The sequence below is a fragment of the Sedimentibacter sp. genome, from assembly GCF_032080165.1.
GTDB lineage: Bacteria > Bacillota > Clostridia > Tissierellales > Sedimentibacteraceae > Sedimentibacter.
This window is the reverse complement of sequence record NZ_DAMASY010000001.1, coordinates 391,551-413,163: the sequence shown is the minus strand read 5'-3', so window position 1 is coordinate 413,163 and position 21,613 is coordinate 391,551. Positions and strand designations below refer to the sequence as shown.

Sequence of the window (21,613 nt, the reverse complement as noted above, 5' to 3'; positions counted from 1 at the left end):
GTTTTTTAATGGAAGTTTAAATATACTTCATAAAATTCATTTTGATATCTTGAAAGCGACTCTACAATATTCGGGTCAAAATGACTGCCGCTTCCTTCAATAATATAGTTTATACTTTCTTCAAATCCATAAGGCTTTTTATATGGCCTTTTGCTTGTTAAAGCATCAAAGACATCTGCAACAGCCACAATTCTTGCACTTAACGGAATTTCATATCCTTTCTTATTATAAGGATACCCTGAGCCATCCCACCATTCATGATGTCCTTCTACTATTTCAATTCCCATTTTAAACATACTGTATTTTTGTTTTGCTATATTACTTTCAGCAGTTCTTAAAACATCAGCTCCGTAAGTTACATGTTTTTTCATTTCGTCAAATTCTTCTGCGGTTAATTTCCCCGCTTTTAGTAATATGCCGTCCTTAACACCAACCTTACCTATATCATGCATCGGACTGAATCTTTCGATACCCTTTAAAAAAGGAACTGTTAACTGATCACAATAAAGCTTGTCATGAAGCAAAAATTCTGTTATTTTTACAGAATATGCTGTCATTCGGTCAAGATGTTCGGCTGTGTCTTCATCTCGTGCCTCCGCCATTTTAGTTAATGCCAGCAATGTGGAATACAGCATTTCATCTATAAATATATTCTTATTTAAGCTTATGGCTATGCTGTTTGATAATGTAGTTAAAAATTCAATATGGTTTTCATTGTAAACATCTTTCCTGATATTGGAGAAAAATATTATTCCTATCGGCTTATCATAAACTTTTAACGGCAACGTAATGGATGATTTAATTCCGGATTGCAGTAAAATTTTGTTATAGTCAGCATCCTTATTTTTGGTGTAAGCTTCTAAATCGTTAATAATTCTCGGTGTGCAATGCTTTACTATATTTTCTAAGCTTGTTTCACTAACCTTAGCTCTGATACCCACAAGCTTTTTAGGCAAATCATCTAAATATGTATCAGAAATTCCATATGAAGCTTCCAAAACTTTCCCTTCATCCTTTAACAAAGCAATACCTATATGATTATATGGTATAAACTCTGAAAATGTTGAATATATGTAATTTAATATACCTTCAAACGAAACATCCTGATTCATATTCTCAATTAAATTAATTAATTTGTCTAACTTATTAAACCCTAAATTAATTTCATCCAAAACAGGAGCTATAGCCTGTCCTTTGTATATTCCGATACTGCTTATTTTATTGAACAAATCGTTAATCGGATCTGTCAAATAATTATAAATTTTTTTATCAATATTCTCCATGCCCATACCTTTAATGTATTTTTACCCGCCTCCTACAGAGACGGGTATCATCTTAATTTAGTTATATAATATTATTCGACAAAATTACCAATAAAATTAGTTAAGCAGATGACCCGAATTTTAATTTGGTGTCGGTCGCTGTATCGAAGAATTCCTTATAATTAATCAATTGCTATAACTGCACCTTTATATGTGTCGTTAATGTATTGTTTCACTGCATCGCTTTTTAATGCATCAACTAATGCCTGAATGTCTTCTCTTTGTTCATTTCCTTCTTTCACAACAAGGATGTTTGCATAGACTACAGCTGCTTCTGATTCTTGTTCTTCCTTGGCAACAGCTTCTGATATATTCAATCCGGCATCAAGTGCATAGTTTCCGTTTAAAACTACAAAATCAACCTCTCCTATGACTCTTGAAACCTGCGCCGCTTCTAATTCAATAATTTCAATGTTGTAAGGATTATCAACTATATCATTTTTTGTAGCTGCCAGTCCTGCACCCTCTCTGATTTTTATAACACCATTTGTTTCAAGCAACAGCAATGCTCTTGCTTCGTTAGTCGTATCATTTGGTACGGCAATTGAAGCCCCGTCAGGAATATTTGCCAAATCAGATGATTTTCCTGCATAAACTCCAAGTGGTTCATAATGAACCGGTGCAACAGTAACTAATTTTGTTCCTTTTTCATTATTGAAATCATCTAAATACGGTTTATGCTGAAAGAAATTTGCATCCAGATCACCTGAATCAACAACTAAATTTGGCTGTACGTAATCTGAAAATTCTACTATTTCTAATTCATATCCTTGTTCCGCTAAAACATCTTTAACCTGTGCTAATATTTCTGCATGAGGTGTTGGTGAGGCAGCTACTTTTATTTTACCTGATACCTTATCGTCTTGTTCTTCATTATTCTGACATCCTACAAAAGCTGTAAGTGACAATGCTAATACTAATATTATTAAAAATAATTTTTTTAATTTTTTCATGATGCTCTCCTTTTGTTAATTAATTTTTATGCTGCTTTGAGCAATCAATTGCATATCTATCGCGAGTCAATAGCAAGTCAATTGTCAATCTATGTCTATATAATTCTCATATCGGTTTTTTTTGCGATTTTCATCCCTGTTATTTGCAAAATCTGTACAAGTATTACCAATAATACTACGGTTATCAGCATTATATCCGTTTGATATCTGTAATACCCGAATCTGATTGCAATATCTCCAAGGCCTCCGCCTCCAACAACGCCCGCCATGGCTGAATAGCTTAGTATTGTACCGATAGCAATTGTGGCTCCCACAATCAGAGATGTCTTTGCTTCCGGTATCATTACCTTAAAAACAATTGTTGAAATTGATGCTCCCATACTTTGTGCCGCTTCAATAACTCCATGATCTACTTCCTGCAGTGAAGATTCAATCAATCTTGCTATAAAAGGAGTTGCGGCAATTACCAATGGTACTATTGTTGCAGTTGAACCGTAACTTTTGCCGGCTACTAATTTCGTTAGAGGGATAACTGCTATCAACAATATCAAAAATGGTATTGAACGTCCTATATTAACTATAACGTCCAAAAATCTATTTAAAAATCCCATAGGATGTAAACCGTCTTCTTTAGTAACTACTAAACCTATTCCAATCGGAAAAGCAAAAAGATATGCAAACAGAGTTGAAACAAAGGTCATATATAATGTATCCTTAGTTCCATTTAATAACATTACAATCGTATCACTATTAAACATAATCAATCAACTCCTTACATATACAAGCCTTTTTGCAGCTTCTGTACTTGGATTCGAAAATACATCTAAAACTTTTCCTTGCTCTGCTAAATGACCCTTGTCTACAATTGCCACATAATCGCAAATCTCTTCCACAACCTTCATTTCATGAGTAATAATTATTATTGTAATTCCAAGTTTTTTATTAATGTCCTTCAACAACGAAAGTATGGAACGTGTCGTATCCGGATCTAATGCACTGGTTGCTTCATCGCAAAGTAGTATTTCGGGATTGGTTGCAAGTGCTCTTGCAATTGCAACTCTTTGTTTTTGTCCTCCACTTAGCTGTGATGGATAGCTTTTACATTTATCAGATAAATTTACTAATTCTAAAAGCTCTTCAGCTCTTTTCCTTGCTTCTTCTTTTTTTACACCGCTTATTTCTAAGGGGAAACATATGTTATCTATTACATTTCTTTGCATCAATAGGTTAAACTGCTGAAAAATCATACCTATTTTTTGCCTTACACGTCTTAACTGCTTTTCGTTTAATTTGGATAAATCCTTATCGCCTATTATAACTGTACCGCTTGTAGGTCTTTCTAAGAAATTTATACATCTTACCAATGTGCTTTTGCCGGCACCGCTCATTCCTATAATTCCGTATATGCTTTCTTTTTCTATATCTAAATTGATTTTCGAAAGGGCTGTTACCGTATTATTATGGCTTGTATAATTTTTTTCTAAATTTTTTATTTGTATAAACGGAGTAATCTCCACTTTTGTCCCTCCTTACTGTGCTGCTATATCCTTTATGACCTCACTTGCTATTATTAATCCTGCTACGGAAGGAACAAATGATACGCTGCCCGGTATAGCCCTTCTGTGTGTACATTTTCTTGTTGTGCCTGGCGGGCATACACAATTATCTTTGCAGCTTATATTATCTTCATCTATCGGTGTTAATGGTTTTTCTTTTGAATAAACTACCTTTAACTTTTTGATTCCTCTTTTTTTGAGTTCATGCCGCATCACTTTTGCCAGCGGGTCCATTGATGTTTTATATATATCCGCAACCTCAAGCATTGTGGGATTCAATTTATTTCCTGCCCCCATGCTGCTGATAATAGGCACATCAACTGCCTTAGCTCTTACTATCAATTCAATTTTTGCAGAAACAGTATCGATAGCATCGACTATGTAATCATAATTCGATAAATCGAATTGATCTGCATTTTCAGGCAAATAAAAGCATACATGTGTTTCTACGGTTGCTTTAGGGTTTATTTCCATAATCCTTTCAGCCATAACCTCTACCTTTTTTTTACCGATTGTTTTTCTTGTAGCTATAAGCTGTCTGTTAATGTTTGTCAAACACACCTTATCATCATCAAAGAGTGTAAAGCTTCCTATTCCGCATCTTGCCAAGCCCTCTGCAACAAATGTTCCGACTCCGCCAATGCCGAATACCGCCACCTTTGCATTCTTTAATTTGTCCATTGCTTCCTTGCCTAATAAAAGCTGTGTTCTTGAAAATTCGTTTAACATATTATCCTCTGTTTATAAATTTTTAAAATCTTAATATTACATTATCTCCAATTCTTGCATACATCAATCCATTTTTGTGATTTTGATATTTTTTCTAATTCATTCAGTGTAAGTTCAATTGCAGAATTACCGCTGCCGCAAGCAGGAAACATAGTTTCAAATCTTTTCATTGAATCATCTAAGTATACTGTTACATTTTCAGTAAGTGCAAAGGGACAAACACCGCCGATAGCGTGACCTGTAAATTTTACCGTATCTTCAGGCACGAGCATTCTTGCCTTAAATCCAAAATACTCTTTAAACTTCTTGTTATCAATTTTAGCATCTCCTGCAACAACGATAATCATTGCATCATCTCCGTTATAAAAGGAAAGTGATTTAGCTATTCTTGCTTCTTCTGTTCCAAGAGTTCTTGCAGCTAATTCAACCGTTGCTGTTGATTCATCCATTACAAGAATATCCTGATCCTTACCAAATTGTTTTAGATATTCTCTGACTTTTTCTATTGACATATATAAAACCCTCCTTATATATCGCAGTCAAATTCACAAAATTTTCTGCTCCTGAAGTCGCAAAATTTTGGAATTAGTTGCGTTTGACCTACCGCTATTTTTCAGAAAAAACACCCTGAAAAATAGGGTTAGGGCATAAAATAAACCCTCTCAATGACGAGAGGGTATAATAGCTTAACCGTCTCCTCATCTCCCAAAGAAAATCTTTGTCGGAATTAGCACCTTTCAGCAAAACTGCAGGTTGCCGAGACATCACCGGGCCGATCCCTCCGTCTCTCTTGATAAGAAGTAATTCTTATTTAATTGTTAAAAAACACTTTATACTATAAATTTATATTTGTCAACAGTATTTTAAATTTTTTTTATTTCATACACTTTCTATAATATTCTTAATTTTCTCTTCCAATTGTTTTAACATAAATTCTTCGGTTACTTTTTCTTCGTAAAGCTTTGACATTGCTTTATCTATCTGATTCTTGGTATTTTTAACAGCATCTAATGATTTACCGATTTCAGATTGAACAACCCAGTCAAAAATTAAACCGTCAAAAAAGTAATCAGCAAATGTATCGAATGTACCTATGGAAATTTCTGTACCGGTGATCATTTTTATATCTGACATTTCTCTTTTAAATCTGCCGAGGGCTCTTTGAGCGTCATCAACATATTTGCCTGCCTTGTCGATATGGTCATATTTTACGGCAGTAACTATAAGGCCACCGCCTAATATATCTGCAATACCCCATCCTTCGGCACTTTCAAGCTCTTTAATCGTGTTTTCAATTTCAAATAAAGATTCCTCTCCTGCTTTAATCGCCTCATCGATTTCAATTATATTAGCATGCATGCTTTCTTTACGTTCAATAAGCTTTTTAAGCTCATCACTGATTTCTTTATTTTCAAGATTTATAAGTGCTAACTTTTTATTGATTAAATCTTCATATTCCGATTCACAGACTTCAACCTTTGAAAGCTCATCAACCAACCTCTTGGATTCCCTCGCAAGATATTCAACATTATTTTTACATTGGTCATATTTAAGGCGAGCCTTTAATACCTCTTGCTTTTCCTTTTCTAATTTTTCATCCTTAGTTCCTAATATGGCGTAAAATAATGAAGTCATATTTGCAGCTTCTAATTTTAAAACATCTTCATTCTCTTTTCGTAATTCTTCTGAAAGCTTATTTAAAAGTAATTTTTCCTTAATCATATCTTGTTCAGTTTGTTTTAAAAGAGTATTTAATTTATTCTTTTTTTCCATACATTTTTTAACATAACTGATTCTTTCATTTAACTCACGATGCATATTAGTTCTCCTTTTACTGCGACCTATATAAACGAGATATGTATATAGATAAAACAATTTATACTGTCCTTAACATTTGTAAGTATATCATACATCAATTTATGATTCAAACAGTTTTTAATACCAATCCACAGGAATACGTTGGTAATTTATAATTTTTGTTGAATCTGAATTTTTCATCATGTATAATTAAATTAACAATTTAATAAGGAGGAAAATTATGTCTATAACTAAAGATATGGTTATTCGTGAAATTATTCAATCTAAACCTGAAGCTGCAGAAATATTGATGGCGCACGGAATGGGTTGTGTAGGATGCCCGGGTGCTCAAATGGAAACATTAGAAGAAGCAGCAGCTGTTCACGGAATGGATTTACAACACTTGCTTGCAGCTTTAAATAATTAATAATAAGCAGGGTTAAAGCATACAAAACCGGCAAAATTCCAATTCAGATTACGATCTTATTTTTGGTATCCTTTATGCATATTAACTGATGTCATATCTATCGGATCACTTAAATATCGATTTATTCTCATAGCAAAGCATTTGAAAATACTGAATTGCAATAAATGCCGGTTTTCTATTTAAAAAGCAAACAATGAATATCTGCTTATGAACTTATTGTTTACATTTCTAAAATTAATAGTATACAAATATTTTAGTTAATTTAGATAAAATTGTTAATTAAACTTATAATTTAAATACTTTTTGAGTTTCTCCCCATAGCTCTTCCTGCATTGCATCGGCATGTCCTTCGGAAAATATCCCCGGTGCTCCGCCTGTATGAAGGAGCATTACATTTTTATCCTTTGCAATTTTACCCTTTTCAATTAAGTCAATCATTCCTCTGAATACCTTAGATGTATAGCAAGCATCTAAAATTACTGCTTCTTCTCTCGCCATCATATACATGTATTTTCTCGTTTCCGGATCCGGAACATTATAGGAAATTCCGACGTAACCCTTTTCAATCCACATATCATCATTTGTAACATTAACTCCAAGTTCCAAAAACTTATTGGTTTCCTTTATGAAATCTACCTTTTCCCGTATTTCAGCATCATTTTTATGAGAAACACACACACCTACAGGGGTAAATCCCGCATCAAAATATTTTGCACCTAAATAAAGACCACCATACGTTCCAACTGATCCAAAGCCGGTAAATATATAGTCAATATTTAAATTCATTTCATTCAGCTGATCCTTGATTTCCTTTGCGGTCATTACATAACCTGCCGCACCGACAGGACTGCTTCCTCCAACAGGGATTAAATATACCTTTTCGCCTTTTTCTTCATACATTTTTACTACTTCTTTGGTAGTTTTATCAACTAATTGATTATATTTTGCTGTCTTTATCTCCCTTGGTTCATCGGCAAAATCCGTATCGTCCATGAAAAATAAATCAGCACCCATCATTTTATCAAGAATTAAATTTCCTGTAGCTTTTTTTGGAGCAGATCCATCCATTATAATACCGCATTTTAACCCGAATCTTGCAGCTACGGCAGCTGTCAGCCTTCCATGGTTGGTTTGAGGTCCTCCGTAGGTTAAAAGAACAGTGCAATTTTTATCTAATGCATCCTTTAACAAATAATCAAGCTTTCGAAGTTTGTTGCCGCCAAGTGCATAACCCGTTAAGTCATCTCTTTTTATGTAGATATTCATGCCATACTTTTTGCTCAAATTATCAAGTTTGTGAATAGGTGTTTTATAAAATCCTGTTTCAATTCTTTGTAAACTTTCTAATTTCATTAATGCCTCCTACAAAAATGAGCAGTTTCCTGCTCGTCAGATTGATGACAAAGTCATCAAGATGGAAGACTGTTGAAAAAACAGTTTCCTGCTCATTTAATTTATCTTTTATAACAATTCTTCTAATTTTTGTTTATTAAAACCAACAACAACCTCGTCATCAATAAATGTTATAGGTACACCCATATAACCCATTGATATCAGTTCCTTTTTTGCTTCAGCATCTAAAGAAACATTTTTTTCTTCATAGTCATATCCTTTTTCCTTTACCAAATCCTTTACTAACGTACAATTAGGACATGTTGAGCTTGAGAATATTTTTATATTTTTCATATGTTCCTCCTAAGAAAGTATCTTTTCGCTTATTCTACCATAACTTATAATATAACTCCATAAATATTTAACTGAATTTTTCACAAATAAGTTTAATCGGAATAATATAATTTATACTGTTTCTTTTTTAAAACGCGTACAAATATTTGTCCGCAGAATGGGAAAACAGTATATACTAATTTGCTTAGAGGGAATTAATGCAAATTAGTATTATACAATTATGCTTATTAAAACATGAAAGGAATGAAATATATGAAAGAACTAATTATTTCAATCAAGCCACCTGATAAAATTTTAAAGGGCGCAGGTATTCCAAACACTTCATTTATACCATCTTACATATATAAATTAAATATTGAATTTATAAACAACAGTAATCAATTTAAATTATGTTCATTTAGTTCTACATTAGGTAATGGAATAAGATATTTAAAAAATATGGAGCATACGGGACCTGATAACATAGCTGATAAAGTAAAAATTGTTGAACCATGCGAGGATGTGTACAACAATAATGTAATAGTATTCGCCAACAATATTAATTTATCACCCAATTCAACAAATATAATAACCTTGGACATTGGTCTTTGTGATAAATATACTCTTGATTGCGTTGAAAATGCAGGTGATAAAATACCTCACAAAGAGAAAATTCATTACTATGGTCATTTAATATGCAATGATTATGTAGCCTCCTGTTCCGCCACATCTCTTGCTTGCGACTACGAGCTTACAGTCAAATGTGATGCTGATAAGCTAAAAAAGGGAAAATCAATCAAGTATTACATCCATTGCAGCACCGGTCAGTACGACATGGCAAGAAGCGTCTATGTCAGGTGTATCTTAGACAATGGATTAGCATTTATAGGAGATTCCAGCAACCTTCAACCTAAAAATGTGTATAATTTCAATGGAAAAACAATTGTCAAATGGGATGTGGGGAGCTTGCAGCCCTCAGAAATTAAAAGAATCGGCTACATGGTCAAAGTAAAGGATGATGTTGAACAGGGCAGAATATTAAAAAGCAAATTAAATTCCAATTGTATAAACAATTCAACATACACTCAATGCCCTTCAGGCTGCGAACACCTTTTAACGATAGAATGATAATAAATAGGGAGATTCCTCACTGCGTTCGGAATGACGAAATACTTTGTCATCCTGAACGCAGTGAGGAATCTCATGTTTTTTATTTATTAAATACCGCCTTATAATAATTATTATCCAAAATTAAACTTGAATATTTAAATTTTTGCTTAACCTCATTAATTTTTTCGTTTATATAAGAGCTGTCGGCATCGAATCCTTCTTTATTTGTAACTCGTTCTGTCTTTGCTTCAAATATAATTTTATCTGTTATAAAGCTTCTGTCTTCAAATACAACCAATGGTTCTGTATCAGACAGTATATCCCTGCCCATCAGCAATCTTGAATCATAATTCAAACCCATCAAATTTGAAATTGTAGGTATAATATCTAAGCTTGAAGATACCTTATTAATTTCAACCGGCTCCATACCCTTGGACCAAAGCAGAAAGACACCTTTGTAAAGATCAAAATCAGATTTAATTTCTTTTCCCGCAAGCTCACTTAATTCCTGTTTAGTCAAACCATAAGGATAATGGTCAGGACTTATGGCTATTAATGTATCCTCAGCGATTCCTGCTTCTTCAAGTTTGGCAATAAGTATTTCCATCGCCCTGTCAAGCTCTATGTTGCATGCAAGATATGCTTTAACATGTTCCGAATAATTAAGATGCTCTACTAAACTTCTATTTTTAGCCGCTATGTAATTTCCTGTAAAATTATACTGTAAATGACCGCTTACTGTCATATAGTAAGTATGAAATGGCTGGTTGTTTATGAATTCAGGCACAGATAATTCTATCATTTCTATATCTGATTCAGGCCAAGTTTCCGTTACGTCAAGCCCGTTACCCAATCCCTTATAAATATAGCCCATATTAGGATGAGATTCATTTCTGAAATAATAATCATAATAATGATTATGGTACGCGTATGTATTATACCCTGCGTTTTTCAACTGATTTCCCATACTATAAGGCATATAATTTTTTGCTGACTTGTAAAAACTCCAAACACCTTCCTTAGGCAAAAGACTTGTACAAGCTACATATTCTCCGTCCGATGTGCTGACTCCCCAAAGAGGTGTGTAGAAGTCCGTAAATTTAAAGCCGCTCTTCTGCATCATATACAGGGTTGGAGTAATATCCTTGTCTATTGCATATGGTGAAAATCCTTCTGCAGTTATTAATATTAAATTTTTACCTTTGAATATTCCTGTATATTTATTTTTCTTAGTGGGCTCAACATTCATAAAATATTTATGCATATCTGCGACAGATGACCTATTCTCATTTTTTATAAGCTCATCAAAAGGAATATTTAACTTGTTGTATGCATAAACAATATTGTTTTCATCTATCTCTGTTTCGATGACATCAGGTGTATCATTATTTATTATGTCCTCGGATTCAACTATTTTTATGGGTCCGGATTCTTCCGCATAAACATCTATATTTTTAAGTATGTTCCTTATATCCAAACGTCCTGTTGTTAAAAGTCCAAATTTATCAACAGAATCCTGTATCAGAAAAACCTCAGTATATAAATAAGAAGGGCTGAGCATCCCCTTATCGGAAGAAACCACAAAGAATACTACCGATGCCTGAAGCAATGCAGCAGAAAAGGCAATTTTATAAATATTTTCCTTGGGTATCTTCAACAAATTAACTTTCTTAAACAAAATCACGGTAACAATTAAAGGCAGCAACATAAAAAACAATGGAATAAGGTTATTTCCTATTGTCTCAAATAATATAAATGCAAATTGTGCCGCTTTTTTAGCTCCTATAAAAAAATACAATGAAGCAAAGGTGGAAAAAATCTTATAGTAAAGCATTTGTCCGCCGTAATAAATTGTTAACAATGATAATATGGTTATAAACAGTATCTTATTTGTTTTTTCTTTAAATCCCGATGTCAGTAAATAAAAAGCAATACCTGCGGGAATAGAAAACAAACACATAAAGATATAACCATCATTTAATACTTCTTCATATACAGATACTTTTAAAACCGTTTCAAAATATATAATTATTAAGGGTAATAAAAATAAATGTTTTATGTTTCTCATTTTAGAAGTCATTATTATCTTCTTTCATTCAATAAGGATTTTATCCGTTATTCAACGGCTATAAATATTCTTTTAGGCTTTTAACTGTCTTTCCGTTAATTCCTGTTGTGGTTTCAGCATGATACAAAGCACTTATAATAGACTCCTCAACCGATTCAGCCACTGTCTTAAAAATATATTCTATTGAATTTTCTTCAATCATTTTCAAGTCAATTATGCTTGTATCCGGGTAATGTTTCAATATATTTGCCGTAGTAAAGGATATGCAGATATCTCCGCTTCCATTACCTAAATATGAGCCGGTTCTTACGAGGCCTGCCACAGAACGATTAGCAATTCTTTTTAATTGTCTTTCGCTAAGAGGTATATCTGTTGCGATAATTATTATTATTGATCCTTGATCGACACTTACTTTATCGCTGTTATTGATTCTTTCCCCGATTTTATCACCGTTTATAGTCAAATATTTTTTTGAACCGAAGTTAGCTAATACAAGTGTACCAATTGTATATTCCTTGTTATCTAATTCAATAATTCTTGAAGAAGAACCAATGCCGCCTTTTAAATCAAAGCATACCATTCCCGTGCCTGCTCCTACTGCTCCTTCTTCAAAATCAGCTCCGGCATTATTTATTGCCTGAAGTACATGCTCCTCTTTTACGTGAAGACCTCTTATATCATTGAGATTACCGTCATTGCATTCCGTTACAATACAATTAACCGTTCCTGTTTTAGTACCTATATCTTCATTTTCACTGAGCATGTATTTAACTAATCCTTCAGCAACAGTTCCCACACTTAATGTATTAGTCATCATAATTGGCGTTTCAATGCTTCCAATCTCTTCTATCTGCAGCAGTCCCATGCTTTTGCCAAAACCGTTGATAACACTTACAGCTCCCATTACCTTTTCCTTGAACATATTGCCTCCATGCGGCAATATGGCAGTAACCCCGGTTTTTATTTTGCCATCGCTTAATGTTACATGACCAACCTTGACCCCTTCAACATCAGTAATTAAGTTCCTGTTACCTTTTTTTATTTTCCCTATTTTAATTTTTCCATCCTTCGCTAACCCCATTATTACAATATCCTCCAATTCGGACAGCTATTTGACTACGTTTATTAACGTTTCATTCTCTATAAAGTTTTTAATATTTTTTATAATCAGTTTTTCCCATCTATCCTTGTTTTGCTTAACTAAAGCACAAGCATGAGGTGTTATATATACGTTATCCATATTCCAAAGGTCATCATTTTCCGGCAGAGGTTCAACTTCAAATACATCAAGCCCTGCGTAGCTTATTGTCTTATTTTTCAAAGCATCTTTTAAATCTTCCTCATTAATAATTGCTCCTCTTGCAATATTAATAACAGAAGCAGTTTCCTTCATGAACTTGATATTATCCTTATTGATTAAGTGGTATGTATCTTTGTTTAAATCTGCAGTCACAACTAAATAGTCACTGTTTGCCATTACAAATTCCAAACCCTTTTTTCCTGCGTATATTTCATCAAAGTACGGCATACTGATAACAGGAGTTTTCTTGTATCCTAATATTTTTACTCCGAAAGGCTGTAACCTTTTTGCTATTTCAGTTGCAATTGAACCGGTTCCGATTATACCAATCGTCTGTCCGTTAAGTTCATCCCTTTTTAAATGATTATCCCATATATGAGATTTTTTATTCTCCAAATATTTAAATGCATTAGTGCTGTGCATCAATATTTTACAAACTACATCTTCAGCTATCGGTATGGAAAATATATCTTTTCCGTTGCACAGGATAATACCTCTTTTTCTGATATAATCCATATCAAGCATGTCAAACCCGGCTCTGAAAAGCTGCAGCCAGCTTAGCTCAGGCAGCTTCTCCAAATTTCCTTTTTGCATTAACTCCGGCTGACCAATTACTGCTTCGGCATCCGGGCATTGATCGATTTCAGTGTAAAATTCAATCTCAGGAAATGCTTTTGTAACTATTTCATAAAAATGTTTATCAATTATTATTTTCATATGTCCTCCTAAATTTAAGAAAGGACGCATCTGCGCCCCAATAAAATCAATATATTATTATGTCATTCTACGGTCTCTGACTTATGAATGACAATAATTAACTGATGCAGTATGCTACAATTTCATAGTCTGACGGTATTTCATAATCTTTTTCCGGCTTGCCAAATTTCCATTCTAAGTTGAACAATGTGCTGTCAACAATAAATTTAAAGTAAAGCATCACTATTCCTGTATCAACTTTTTGTTCATATTCATTTACATTTTCATCTTTTCTCAAAGTAAGAACAACAGTACCGTTATCATAAATAAATCTCCATGGCTGTCTGTTTTTTGTTGACGGGGCTAACCTCGCATAAAAGAACGCTTCTAAAAGTCCTAATCTCGCCAATTCATCCGGGTTAACATCTTCACCCCATTTGTTTAAATAAACCAAATCTCTGACTCTCATTCTTTCCGAAACATTATCTTCCACTATTTCCACTTCAGCATGAGAAGGATTATATTCAGATATATTTTCATATAATACCTTGTTTTTATTGTCATCATAACCAAGAGCAATAAGAGCAGACAATTTTTTATCTGTCTTGATGTCTAACTTTTCTTTTATTGCATCGCCGTCTTTAATAGTTATCCAGCATGAGCCGACTCCTGATTCAAAAGCCTTCAGCATTACATTCTGTACAGTGTATCCTATATTTTCTATATAATGTTCCTTATCCTCTGAAAGAAAAATTAAATAATGAGGTGCTTCAATCATTAGATCATTATAACCTGCAATATTTTTAAGATTGTCATAAACCTCATCCTTATTTTTTAATATAACTTCAATCTGTATGTCGTTTAATAATCTTTTTCCTTTTTCAAAATAATCTTTAAGCTGTTCTAATACTTCCGGACTTACAGTATCTTCTTTATAATCTCTGACCGATTTGATTCTTGAAATAATGTCTTTGTATTCCATACATTCCCTCCGTATTCATTTTATTATAGCTTTTATACCCACTTATTATGTAAAAATAACAATTAATTTTCTAAAGATTTAAAATGCTATAACGATTCCCCCATCGTCAGCATAAACGGTGCTTAATCCTGATGAATTAAATATTTTAATGTCCTTAAACGGATATCTTGCTTTTATATCATCGCGAAGCTTTTCTGCTTTTTCAAGACAATTCACATGTGTAATACCCAATACCGTATTTTCAAAATCCACATTGTATTCGGCAATCATATCAACCAATCTTGCAAAAGCTTTCTTTCTGCCTCTAACCTGTTCCTTTAATTCTATTCTGCCTTCACCATCTTCCCCCATGATAGGAACAATGTGCAGCATATTTGCAAGTATTGCTTTAAAGTTTGAAATTCTTCCGTTCTTAGCTAAGTTATCTAAAGATTCAAGTATAAAAAATGTTCGCACCTTGGAAATATACTTGTTTGTTTGTTCTATAATTTCTGCAGTATTAAAGTTTTCTTCTATTAATTGCTTTACCCTCATAGCAATTAATGTTTCTCCTGTAGCGGCAGTCTTTGAATCAAAAATGTGTACAAAGCTGTTTGGAAACTTTTCCTTAAAGCTTTCAACAGCTACCATTGCACTGTTGTAGGAACCGCTTAACTGACTGGATATAGTTACCACAAAATTATTTTTATGCTCCCTTAATTTATTGATAAAATCCTCAGGAGGAGCACAAGCTGTTTTTATCTGGTTCTTTGTATTTTTCATTTTTGCTATAAGATTATGTATGTTTAAATTTTCATCAATTATTTCTTCTTCGTCGATTAGAATTCTGAATGGTATTCTACCGATATCCTGTGTATCTTCGTTAAAGTCAACACAACTGTCAACTATTAAATTATCTTTCATACAAATTCTCCTTCGCTTAAATTTTATTAAACTAATTATAGCAAAATTTGACATGCTATACAATTTATATTTTATTTATACTGTTTTTATTTTATAAAGCGGACAAGTATTTGTCCACGGCATTGGAAAACAGTATATACTAATTCGCTTCAAGGGAACTAATTTAATGCGAATTAGTATTTATTAATAATAACTTTTTTTCTCTTGGTAATTTCTTTATGTCGCACTCTCTTTTCATTGCATCACCCCTGTTGTTAAATTCTTCATAGTACATTAAAGAAACAGGCGTTCTGCCTCTTGTGTATTTTGCTCCCTGATTTCTGTTATGCTCCTTCATTCTTCTATCCAAATCAGTTGTATAGCCCGTATACAATGAACCGTCACTGCATTTCACAATATATATATAATGCATATTATCATCCTTATTATTAACATGATATTTATTTTAACACAAAATATTTATAAATAGTACTTATACTTTTTTAATTTTAAAATGCGGACAAATATTTGTCCGCATTAAGATGTCCCCCGACTATAGGCGAGGGACATCTTAATTTAGTTATATTTGACTTTTATATTTTCATATAATAAAATAATGCCAAAACAATTGAAGAGAGGGAAATAATGAAAATAGGCATACTCGGAGCCATGGAAATAGAAGTTCAAGAACTTATAGAAAACATGGAAAATATAGAAAAAGAAACAATAAGCCAAATTACTTTTTACAGCGGCACATTACAGGGAAAAAATGTTATTGTTGCAAGATGCGGGGTAGGAAAAGTTCATGCAAGCATCTGTGCGCAAACAATGATATTAAAATATGCCCCTGATGCGATTATAAATACAGGTGTAGCCGGAAGCTTAAGTTCAGATTTAGATATTGCTGACCTTGTTATATCCGATAACGTAGTACAGCATGATTTTGATACATCGGCATTCGGCGATCCGAAAGGATTTTTATCCGGTATTAATTTAGTTAAAATACCTTGCCCTCAAGATTTAGTTCGGAAAATCAAAAAATCTGCAGATACCATCGAAGGAACAAACGTAACCGTTGGAACCATCGCTTCAGGAGACCAGTTTATTTGCAGCAGTGAAAGGAAAGATTTTATCGTTGATAATTTTGATGCACTGTGTGCAGAAATGGAAGGTGCAGCAATCGGTCAGGTCTGTTATATCAACAATGTGGATTTTTGCATAGTCAGAGCTATGTCCGATAAAGCTAACGGCTCGGCACATATGGATTTTCCTACATTTACACAAATAGCGGCCAAAAAATCAACACAGCTTATTAATGAATTTTTAAAATCGATATAACTAAATTTAAAATTTCAATGATTTCTTAAAATCTAAAACGCGGAGGATTTAAGTGTATAATGTTGGAAATCTTCAATCTCGTGGAGCAGGTCGAAGAAATCTCTAAAGGGTGAATTAAATGGAGAATCTTTATAATTTATTGGAAGAATTTCAGGAAGCCAGAAGAAATGCTTATGTTGACGCCATATACTTAAAAAGTCAGTACAGACATGTTGCAGGCATTTTCGGCAAAAATATTCCCAGAGAATTTTTATGGGCATTGGATATAACACCTGTTAATGTTTATGGTATTGACGGCTCCAATATTTTTGCATCACATGGAATTTTAGATAAAGAAAATTGCTCTGTTGTAAAATCAAGCTATGGCTATACTGCCACAGAAAGATGTCCCCTGATATATTCATCCGATATAATCATCGGCAATGATATGTGTCCTCATAAGGTTTCAATGATTTCAAAAATTGATAAATTTAAAGACACATATATTATTAAGGATTATAAAAATGCCGATGAGCTGGAATTGGAATATATACAATTTGTTGATTTTATCGAAAATAAATTTTCTAAAAAAATGAATGAAGAAAAGCTTAATGCGGTAATTAATAAAGTTAACAGCATCAGTGATATTACAGTAAAAATTATTAATATGTATATGAAAAGAAAATGTCCGATAAACGTCTGTGACTTATACAATATAATATATGGAAGCCAGTTTATTTTAGATTTAGACGAAAGATATTCAAAGCTTTCTGAAATATATAGTATATTAAAAGAATCATCAAGTATCGATATATTTAATAAAAATAATAATGCTAAGACGATTCTTATAACAGGTGCTCCGTTAGCAGGATTAACAGAAGAAATATTAAAGCCGTTATCACAAAACAAGGATGTTTTTGTTATCTTTTCCACATCATTTTGTGAAGGCGAAAATAACAATCCTGTAAAGCCTTGTGAAAATCCTTACAGAGCACTGGCAAATAAATATGTAAATGATGACGATTTTACAAAAGAAATTTTCAATGAAAATATTTCTCAGGTAATAGATGTACGGCTTTCAGGATGTAATGTATTACCTGAGCCTAATCATAGCTTACCCTATTTATCACTAACTGTTAATTATGGCGATAACATTGAAATTAACAAAATTTTTGAAACGGAATTAAAAATAAATCCAAAAAAGGATAATTTTTGTTAGTGTAAATTTTATTATCAAAAAATAGGCTGTCGAAAATGTTCATCCTGCAAGGCGCCGGAAGCCGGACAACCGCAGCGTATTCAGACATACGTGAGGATTGGCTGGCTGAACGGCAACGAAGCAGGGGGACATTTTCGGCAGCCTATTTATGGTGTAAGTATTTCTATGGCACTATGCACTGAGTATATTTCTGCAGGTACATTACAGCATAAATCTCCATCCGTATCTATGGGTATTCCTTTTTCCGAAAGTACTTTAATATTTTTTCCTTGGAAATAATGAACTTTAGGATGAGTAATATGTTGTCCGTTAAAAACCTTCGTAAATATCTGCAATAATTCTGCATTGTTTGTTTTTTCAAAAATAACTACATCCAATAAGCCGTCATCCAGCTTTGCTTTCGGGCACAACTTTTTAAATCCCCCTGCCCCTGAAGAATTTATAACTAAAAACAATAATGTTTGGTAAGTATATTCAACACCATCTATTATATATGTAACTTCGTGAGTGTTTTCAAGCTGTCCCGGAACATCTAAAGCAGCTTGAAAATAGTAAGCATATTTTCCTAATATAGTCTTTGCCTCAATTGTTACATTGTGAGGAATACTTGTAAATGCTCCTCCCCCCACAACATTGATAAAATACTTATCATTAATTTTACCAACATCTATCGTTCTGAAATTTTGCTTCATAACAAGAGAGGCAAAATTAGCATATGCCTTCGGTATTTTAAGCTGGACAGCAAAATCATTTACCGTTCCTGCAGGCAAAATGGCTAACTTTGTTTTAACAGGACTTTTCATTATGCCATTTACTATTTCGCTTACCGTACCATCTCCCCCGCATGAAATAATCATATCATAACCTTCTTGACAACCCCTTATTGCAGCAAGCTCCGCACCGCCTTTTCTCTTTGTTGCGTAAAAGGTAAATTCTACATCTTCCACTTCTAATAATGTTTCAGAAACGCGAAATATTTTTTGTCCGGCAAGTTCTTTTCCGGACGAAGGATTATAAATTACATAGTATCTTTTCACTTTATCACCTTTTCATAAGTAATTCTTTACTTAATTCATTTTACCAGAATTATTAATAATTTCAATATGCCATTGTCCGTCTTTACAAAAGAGGGGCAAGAAGCCGGCAGATTGATTCCTTAAATCTGATTATAATTCCTCTTTCAAGATAAAGTTCTCTTGTTAATTCCAAGGAATAATTCAAATCTTCCATAAAGAACTCATGAAGAGCTGTTGAGGTGTTAGTATCGTAAATTACAGCATTGCATTCAAAATTAAGCTTAAAGCTTCTGACATCAAAATTTGCCGTTCCTACGGAAGATACAACTCCGTCTATAACTATAGTTTTAGCGTGTAAAAATCCATATTCATAAGTATGCACCTTTACGCCGTACTGCAAAAGCCCTCCGCAATACCAGTAGGTTGCCCAATAAACAAAGGGATGGTCCGGCTTGCAAGGTATCATAATTTTTACATCCACTCCCGACATTGCTGCTATTTTTAATGATTCAAAAACACTGGCATCCGGTACAAAGTATGGTGTTTGAATCAGAATGCTTTTTTTGGCAGAATTAATCATTTTAACGTAATTGCTTTTAATAATTTCATTCGGCTTGTCAGGTCCGCTGCTGATTATCTGTATACCCACATTACCATTATTGTTGCTGTCGGGAAAATATTTGGGCAGAAACATTAAATCCTCTTTAGAAGCATAGCCCCAGTCCAGGAAAAATCGTGTCTGCAAATCAATAACCGCATCTCCCTTGATTTTTATATGTGTATCTCTCCAATATCCTATTTTCTTATTTAAGCCTAAGTATTCATCCCCCACATTGAAGCCTCCTATAAAAGCGGTTTCGCCGTCGATTACAACAATTTTACGATGGTTTCTGTAGTTGATTTTGAAATTAAAAAAGGGTAGATTACTGGCGAAAAACACGGCAATTTTCACACCTGAATTTTTTAATCTTTCAATAGTTTCTTCGGGTACATGCCTGCCCCCTATGGAATCAAACAAAAACCTGACCTCTATTCCTTCTCTTGCCTTCTTTTCCAGCAAATCAAACAGCTTATTACCTAAATTATCATTTTTTATAATGTAATATTCCAAATGAACATGATGTTTTGCATTTTCGATGTTATTTAATAAATCATAAAATTTATCTTGTCCGTCGGTATAAATTTTAACCTCATTATTTTGTGTATAAGAGAAATCATGTGAGAACAAATTCATTTTAATTAAATCTTTATATTCTTCTATATTTTTATCATGCAAGACCAATTTACCTTCATTAAAAAGCTCTTGCTGCACCTTTATGTAATCGCCGAATGTTTTTTTAGCGTAAATTTTCATGGTAAAGAGTTTTTTTCTGCTGAAATTTTGGGAAAGCAGCAAGTAAAATACGAATCCGATGCCGGGCAATATCAACAGCACCAACACCCAAGCCAATGTTGCTGTAGGGTCTTTACGCTCCAGGAAAATTACAATTACCGCCATTGCAAAGTTAATTAAATAAATCAAAGAAACTGCACTGAAAAAATCAAACATAATACACCCCCTCAACAATAAGATTTATATATTTATTACCTTTATATTACAATTTATTCTTTTTGTTCCTATCCATTGAAATATTAACTTTTTTATGCTATTATGACTATATTATTTAAGGAAGGTAATACAATGGAACGTACACCGTCAAAGTATATAGTATTAGCAGGAACCTTTTTTACATCATTATCATCAATAATCATCAGGTTTTCAACAGCTCCGGCTTTAGTAATATCATCCTACAGGATGCTTTTTACATGTATTATCCTGCTGCCTGTCATTATAAAAAACCGGAATGAATTTACCGAGTTAAACAAGAAAAACATAATTCTTTGTATAATAAGCGGAATATTCCTTGCACTTCATTATGCAACATGGATATCCTCCATTAAATTGACAACGATTGCCAACTCCACAATATTGGTTTCGTGCAGTCCCATATTTGTATGCCTGGCAAATTACTTTATCATTAAAGAAAAGCTAAGCAAAAAGATGATTATGAGTATTGTGGTTTCGCTTGCAGGAACAATTATAATTGCCTTAGGATCTGCAGGCGCATCAGCCAGCAATATGATGCTTGGAAACACTCTTGCATTTTTAGGTGCTATTTTTGTAGCAGGATATTTGGTTATTGGCGGTATTGTAAGAAAGAATTTAAGTGCAGGTGCTTATGTATTTATAGTTTACTCGGTATCAACAGTTGTATTGTTCATTATGTGCTTATTAAGCAGTACATCTGTCTATCCCTACCCGCCAAGAGAATTTATGCTGTTTATAAGCTTAGCATTTTTCTGCTCAATATTAGGTCATACATTGTATAATTACATGGTTAAGTATGTGTCATCAACGCTTATATCCGTATCAACATTAAGCGAACCGATATTTGCAAGCTTGATGGCATTGGTAATTTTTAAAGAGATACCTTCTTTATATACCCTTTTGGGAGGTGTAATAATCATAACAGGTATATTAAACTACCTTATTACACAGAATAATGAAAGATTAAAAATTAAGAACTAAGTTAT

At 33.2% G+C, this 21,613-nt stretch carries 21 protein-coding genes, 1 pseudogene and 1 riboswitch; of the genes and pseudogenes, 5 read left to right on the top strand and 17 right to left on the bottom strand.

Annotation, left to right across the window (positions count from 1 at the left end; translation table 11 throughout):
• Positions 1 to 5 precede the first annotated feature (5 nt).
• The 7 genes and pseudogenes from RT412_RS01910 to RT412_RS01880 all read right to left on the bottom strand — a co-directional run bounded on the left by RT412_RS01910 (position 6) and on the right by RT412_RS01880 (position 6,378).
• Positions 6 to 1,283 carry an HD domain-containing phosphohydrolase gene (locus RT412_RS01910; protein WP_313339787.1) on the bottom strand — a complete coding sequence of 426 codons (1,278 nt, stop codon included), beginning with the start codon at positions 1,281 to 1,283 and terminating at the stop codon, positions 6 to 8.
• Positions 1,284 to 1,444: 161 nt separating this feature from the next.
• A complete protein-coding gene (locus RT412_RS01905; protein WP_313339785.1) occupies positions 1,445 to 2,275 on the bottom strand; it encodes a MetQ/NlpA family ABC transporter substrate-binding protein in 831 nt (276 codons plus the stop codon).
• A 95-nt stretch (positions 2,276 to 2,370) separates the two neighbouring features.
• The gene (locus RT412_RS01900) at positions 2,371 to 3,033 is read right to left on the bottom strand and encodes a methionine ABC transporter permease (protein WP_313339783.1); all 663 of its coding nucleotides are present in this window, start codon (positions 3,031 to 3,033) and stop codon (positions 2,371 to 2,373) included.
• Positions 3,034 to 3,051: 18 nt separating this feature from the next.
• Positions 3,052 to 3,774, bottom strand: a pseudogene (locus RT412_RS01895) (methionine ABC transporter ATP-binding protein); the annotation flags it as partial.
• A 30-nt stretch (positions 3,775 to 3,804) separates the two neighbouring features.
• Complete coding sequence (locus RT412_RS01890) at positions 3,805 to 4,560, bottom strand: tRNA threonylcarbamoyladenosine dehydratase (protein ID WP_313339781.1); 756 nt, start codon at positions 4,558 to 4,560, stop codon at positions 3,805 to 3,807.
• Between the two features lie 41 nt (positions 4,561 to 4,601).
• Complete coding sequence (locus tag RT412_RS01885; protein ID WP_313339779.1) at positions 4,602 to 5,072, bottom strand: YbaK/EbsC family protein; 471 nt, start codon at positions 5,070 to 5,072, stop codon at positions 4,602 to 4,604.
• 183 nt (positions 5,073 to 5,255) lie between these two features.
• Positions 5,256 to 5,360: riboswitch (SAM riboswitch) on the bottom strand.
• 79 nt (positions 5,361 to 5,439) lie between these two features.
• Positions 5,440 to 6,378, bottom strand: coding sequence for a hypothetical protein (locus tag RT412_RS01880; protein WP_313339777.1), 939 nt, complete (start codon positions 6,376 to 6,378; stop codon positions 5,440 to 5,442).
• A 220-nt stretch (positions 6,379 to 6,598) separates the two neighbouring features.
• Between RT412_RS01880 and RT412_RS01875 the strand changes: the two genes are divergently transcribed.
• Complete coding sequence (locus RT412_RS01875; RefSeq protein ID WP_313339776.1) at positions 6,599 to 6,784, top strand: DUF1858 domain-containing protein; 186 nt, start codon at positions 6,599 to 6,601, stop codon at positions 6,782 to 6,784.
• 285 nt (positions 6,785 to 7,069) lie between these two features.
• Here RT412_RS01875 and RT412_RS01870 read toward each other — a convergent pair whose 3' ends face one another.
• Both RT412_RS01870 and RT412_RS01865 read right to left on the bottom strand, forming a co-directional pair.
• Positions 7,070 to 8,137, bottom strand: a complete 1,068-nt coding sequence (locus RT412_RS01870) for a D-cysteine desulfhydrase family protein (protein ID WP_313339774.1) — start codon at positions 8,135 to 8,137, stop codon at positions 7,070 to 7,072.
• Between the two features lie 108 nt (positions 8,138 to 8,245).
• Entirely contained in the window at positions 8,246 to 8,470 is a 225-nt protein-coding gene (locus tag RT412_RS01865) for a glutaredoxin family protein (protein ID WP_313339773.1), read from the bottom strand.
• Positions 8,471 to 8,722: 252 nt separating this feature from the next.
• Here RT412_RS01865 and RT412_RS01860 point away from each other — a divergent pair, with 252 nt between their 5' ends.
• Positions 8,723 to 9,577: a hypothetical protein gene (locus RT412_RS01860; RefSeq protein ID WP_313339772.1), complete on the top strand. Its 855-nt coding sequence runs from the start codon at positions 8,723 to 8,725 to the stop codon at positions 9,575 to 9,577.
• A gap of 82 nt (positions 9,578 to 9,659) precedes the next feature.
• On the opposite strand, the gene RT412_RS01855 is transcribed toward RT412_RS01860, so the two are convergent.
• The 6 genes from RT412_RS01855 to RT412_RS01830 all read right to left on the bottom strand — a co-directional run bounded on the left by RT412_RS01855 (position 9,660) and on the right by RT412_RS01830 (position 15,920).
• Positions 9,660 to 11,639: a sulfatase-like hydrolase/transferase gene (locus RT412_RS01855; protein WP_313370485.1), complete on the bottom strand. Its 1,980-nt coding sequence runs from the start codon at positions 11,637 to 11,639 to the stop codon at positions 9,660 to 9,662.
• Between the two features lie 46 nt (positions 11,640 to 11,685).
• Positions 11,686 to 12,708, bottom strand: coding sequence for a P1 family peptidase (locus tag RT412_RS01850; protein ID WP_313339769.1), 1,023 nt, complete (start codon positions 12,706 to 12,708; stop codon positions 11,686 to 11,688).
• A 27-nt stretch (positions 12,709 to 12,735) separates the two neighbouring features.
• A complete protein-coding gene (locus RT412_RS01845) occupies positions 12,736 to 13,644 on the bottom strand; it encodes a D-2-hydroxyacid dehydrogenase (protein ID WP_313339767.1) in 909 nt (302 codons plus the stop codon).
• A 97-nt stretch (positions 13,645 to 13,741) separates the two neighbouring features.
• Positions 13,742 to 14,605 (bottom strand): nitroreductase family protein, encoded by an 864-nt coding sequence (locus RT412_RS01840; protein WP_313339766.1) that lies wholly within the window; start codon positions 14,603 to 14,605, stop codon positions 13,742 to 13,744.
• 78 nt (positions 14,606 to 14,683) lie between these two features.
• A complete protein-coding gene (locus RT412_RS01835) occupies positions 14,684 to 15,508 on the bottom strand; it encodes a DegV family protein (RefSeq protein ID WP_313339764.1) in 825 nt (274 codons plus the stop codon).
• 163 nt (positions 15,509 to 15,671) lie between these two features.
• On the bottom strand, positions 15,672 to 15,920 hold the full coding sequence (locus RT412_RS01830) for a GIY-YIG nuclease family protein (RefSeq protein ID WP_313339763.1): 249 nt from the start codon (positions 15,918 to 15,920) through the stop codon (positions 15,672 to 15,674).
• 212 nt (positions 15,921 to 16,132) lie between these two features.
• On the opposite strand from RT412_RS01830, the gene RT412_RS01825 reads away from it, so the two are divergent.
• Both RT412_RS01825 and RT412_RS01820 read left to right on the top strand, forming a co-directional pair.
• Positions 16,133 to 16,825: a 5'-methylthioadenosine/adenosylhomocysteine nucleosidase gene (locus RT412_RS01825; protein ID WP_313339762.1), complete on the top strand. Its 693-nt coding sequence runs from the start codon at positions 16,133 to 16,135 to the stop codon at positions 16,823 to 16,825.
• Between the two features lie 118 nt (positions 16,826 to 16,943).
• On the top strand, positions 16,944 to 18,023 hold the full coding sequence (locus tag RT412_RS01820; protein ID WP_313339760.1) for a 2-hydroxyacyl-CoA dehydratase family protein: 1,080 nt from the start codon (positions 16,944 to 16,946) through the stop codon (positions 18,021 to 18,023).
• A 146-nt stretch (positions 18,024 to 18,169) separates the two neighbouring features.
• Here the strand turns inward: RT412_RS01820 and RT412_RS01815 are convergent, their stop codons facing one another.
• Complete coding sequence (locus tag RT412_RS01815; RefSeq protein ID WP_313339759.1) at positions 18,170 to 19,060, bottom strand: YegS/Rv2252/BmrU family lipid kinase; 891 nt, start codon at positions 19,058 to 19,060, stop codon at positions 18,170 to 18,172.
• 82 nt (positions 19,061 to 19,142) lie between these two features.
• Positions 19,143 to 20,588 (bottom strand): cardiolipin synthase, encoded by a 1,446-nt coding sequence (gene cls / locus RT412_RS01810; protein ID WP_313339758.1) that lies wholly within the window; start codon positions 20,586 to 20,588, stop codon positions 19,143 to 19,145.
• A gap of 132 nt (positions 20,589 to 20,720) precedes the next feature.
• Between cls and RT412_RS01805 the strand changes: the two genes are divergently transcribed.
• The gene (locus tag RT412_RS01805) at positions 20,721 to 21,608 is read left to right on the top strand and encodes a DMT family transporter (RefSeq protein ID WP_313371006.1); all 888 of its coding nucleotides are present in this window, start codon (positions 20,721 to 20,723) and stop codon (positions 21,606 to 21,608) included.
• The last annotated feature ends 5 nt before the right edge of the window (positions 21,609 to 21,613 follow it).

What these genes read in the sequence shown, in the direction of transcription:
- RT412_RS01910 (WP_313339787.1), bottom strand. Translation starts at nt 1,283, where the DNA reads ATGGAGAATATTGATAAAAAAATTTATAATTATTTGACAGATCCGATT.
- RT412_RS01905 (WP_313339785.1), bottom strand. Translation starts at nt 2,275, where the DNA reads ATGAAAAAATTAAAAAAATTATTTTTAATAATATTAGTATTAGCATTG.
- RT412_RS01900 (WP_313339783.1), bottom strand. Translation starts at nt 3,033, where the DNA reads ATGTTTAATAGTGATACGATTGTAATGTTATTAAATGGAACTAAGGAT.
- RT412_RS01890 (WP_313339781.1), bottom strand. Translation starts at nt 4,560, where the DNA reads ATGTTAAACGAATTTTCAAGAACACAGCTTTTATTAGGCAAGGAAGCA.
- RT412_RS01885 (WP_313339779.1), bottom strand. Translation starts at nt 5,072, where the DNA reads ATGTCAATAGAAAAAGTCAGAGAATATCTAAAACAATTTGGTAAGGAT.
- RT412_RS01880 (WP_313339777.1), bottom strand. Translation starts at nt 6,378, where the DNA reads ATGCATCGTGAGTTAAATGAAAGAATCAGTTATGTTAAAAAATGTATG.
- RT412_RS01875 (WP_313339776.1), top strand. Translation starts at nt 6,599, where the DNA reads ATGTCTATAACTAAAGATATGGTTATTCGTGAAATTATTCAATCTAAA.
- RT412_RS01870 (WP_313339774.1), bottom strand. Translation starts at nt 8,137, where the DNA reads ATGAAATTAGAAAGTTTACAAAGAATTGAAACAGGATTTTATAAAACA.
- RT412_RS01865 (WP_313339773.1), bottom strand. Translation starts at nt 8,470, where the DNA reads ATGAAAAATATAAAAATATTCTCAAGCTCAACATGTCCTAATTGTACG.
- RT412_RS01860 (WP_313339772.1), top strand. Translation starts at nt 8,723, where the DNA reads ATGAAAGAACTAATTATTTCAATCAAGCCACCTGATAAAATTTTAAAG.
- RT412_RS01855 (WP_313370485.1), bottom strand. Translation starts at nt 11,639, where the DNA reads ATGACTTCTAAAATGAGAAACATAAAACATTTATTTTTATTACCCTTA.
- RT412_RS01850 (WP_313339769.1), bottom strand. Translation starts at nt 12,708, where the DNA reads ATGGGGTTAGCGAAGGATGGAAAAATTAAAATAGGGAAAATAAAAAAA.
- RT412_RS01845 (WP_313339767.1), bottom strand. Translation starts at nt 13,644, where the DNA reads ATGAAAATAATAATTGATAAACATTTTTATGAAATAGTTACAAAAGCA.
- RT412_RS01840 (WP_313339766.1), bottom strand. Translation starts at nt 14,605, where the DNA reads ATGGAATACAAAGACATTATTTCAAGAATCAAATCGGTCAGAGATTAT.
- RT412_RS01835 (WP_313339764.1), bottom strand. Translation starts at nt 15,508, where the DNA reads ATGAAAGATAATTTAATAGTTGACAGTTGTGTTGACTTTAACGAAGAT.
- RT412_RS01830 (WP_313339763.1), bottom strand. Translation starts at nt 15,920, where the DNA reads ATGCATTATATATATATTGTGAAATGCAGTGACGGTTCATTGTATACG.
- RT412_RS01825 (WP_313339762.1), top strand. Translation starts at nt 16,133, where the DNA reads ATGAAAATAGGCATACTCGGAGCCATGGAAATAGAAGTTCAAGAACTT.
- RT412_RS01820 (WP_313339760.1), top strand. Translation starts at nt 16,944, where the DNA reads ATGGAGAATCTTTATAATTTATTGGAAGAATTTCAGGAAGCCAGAAGA.
- cls (WP_313339758.1), bottom strand. Translation starts at nt 20,588, where the DNA reads ATGTTTGATTTTTTCAGTGCAGTTTCTTTGATTTATTTAATTAACTTT.
- RT412_RS01805 (WP_313371006.1), top strand. Translation starts at nt 20,721, where the DNA reads ATGGAACGTACACCGTCAAAGTATATAGTATTAGCAGGAACCTTTTTT.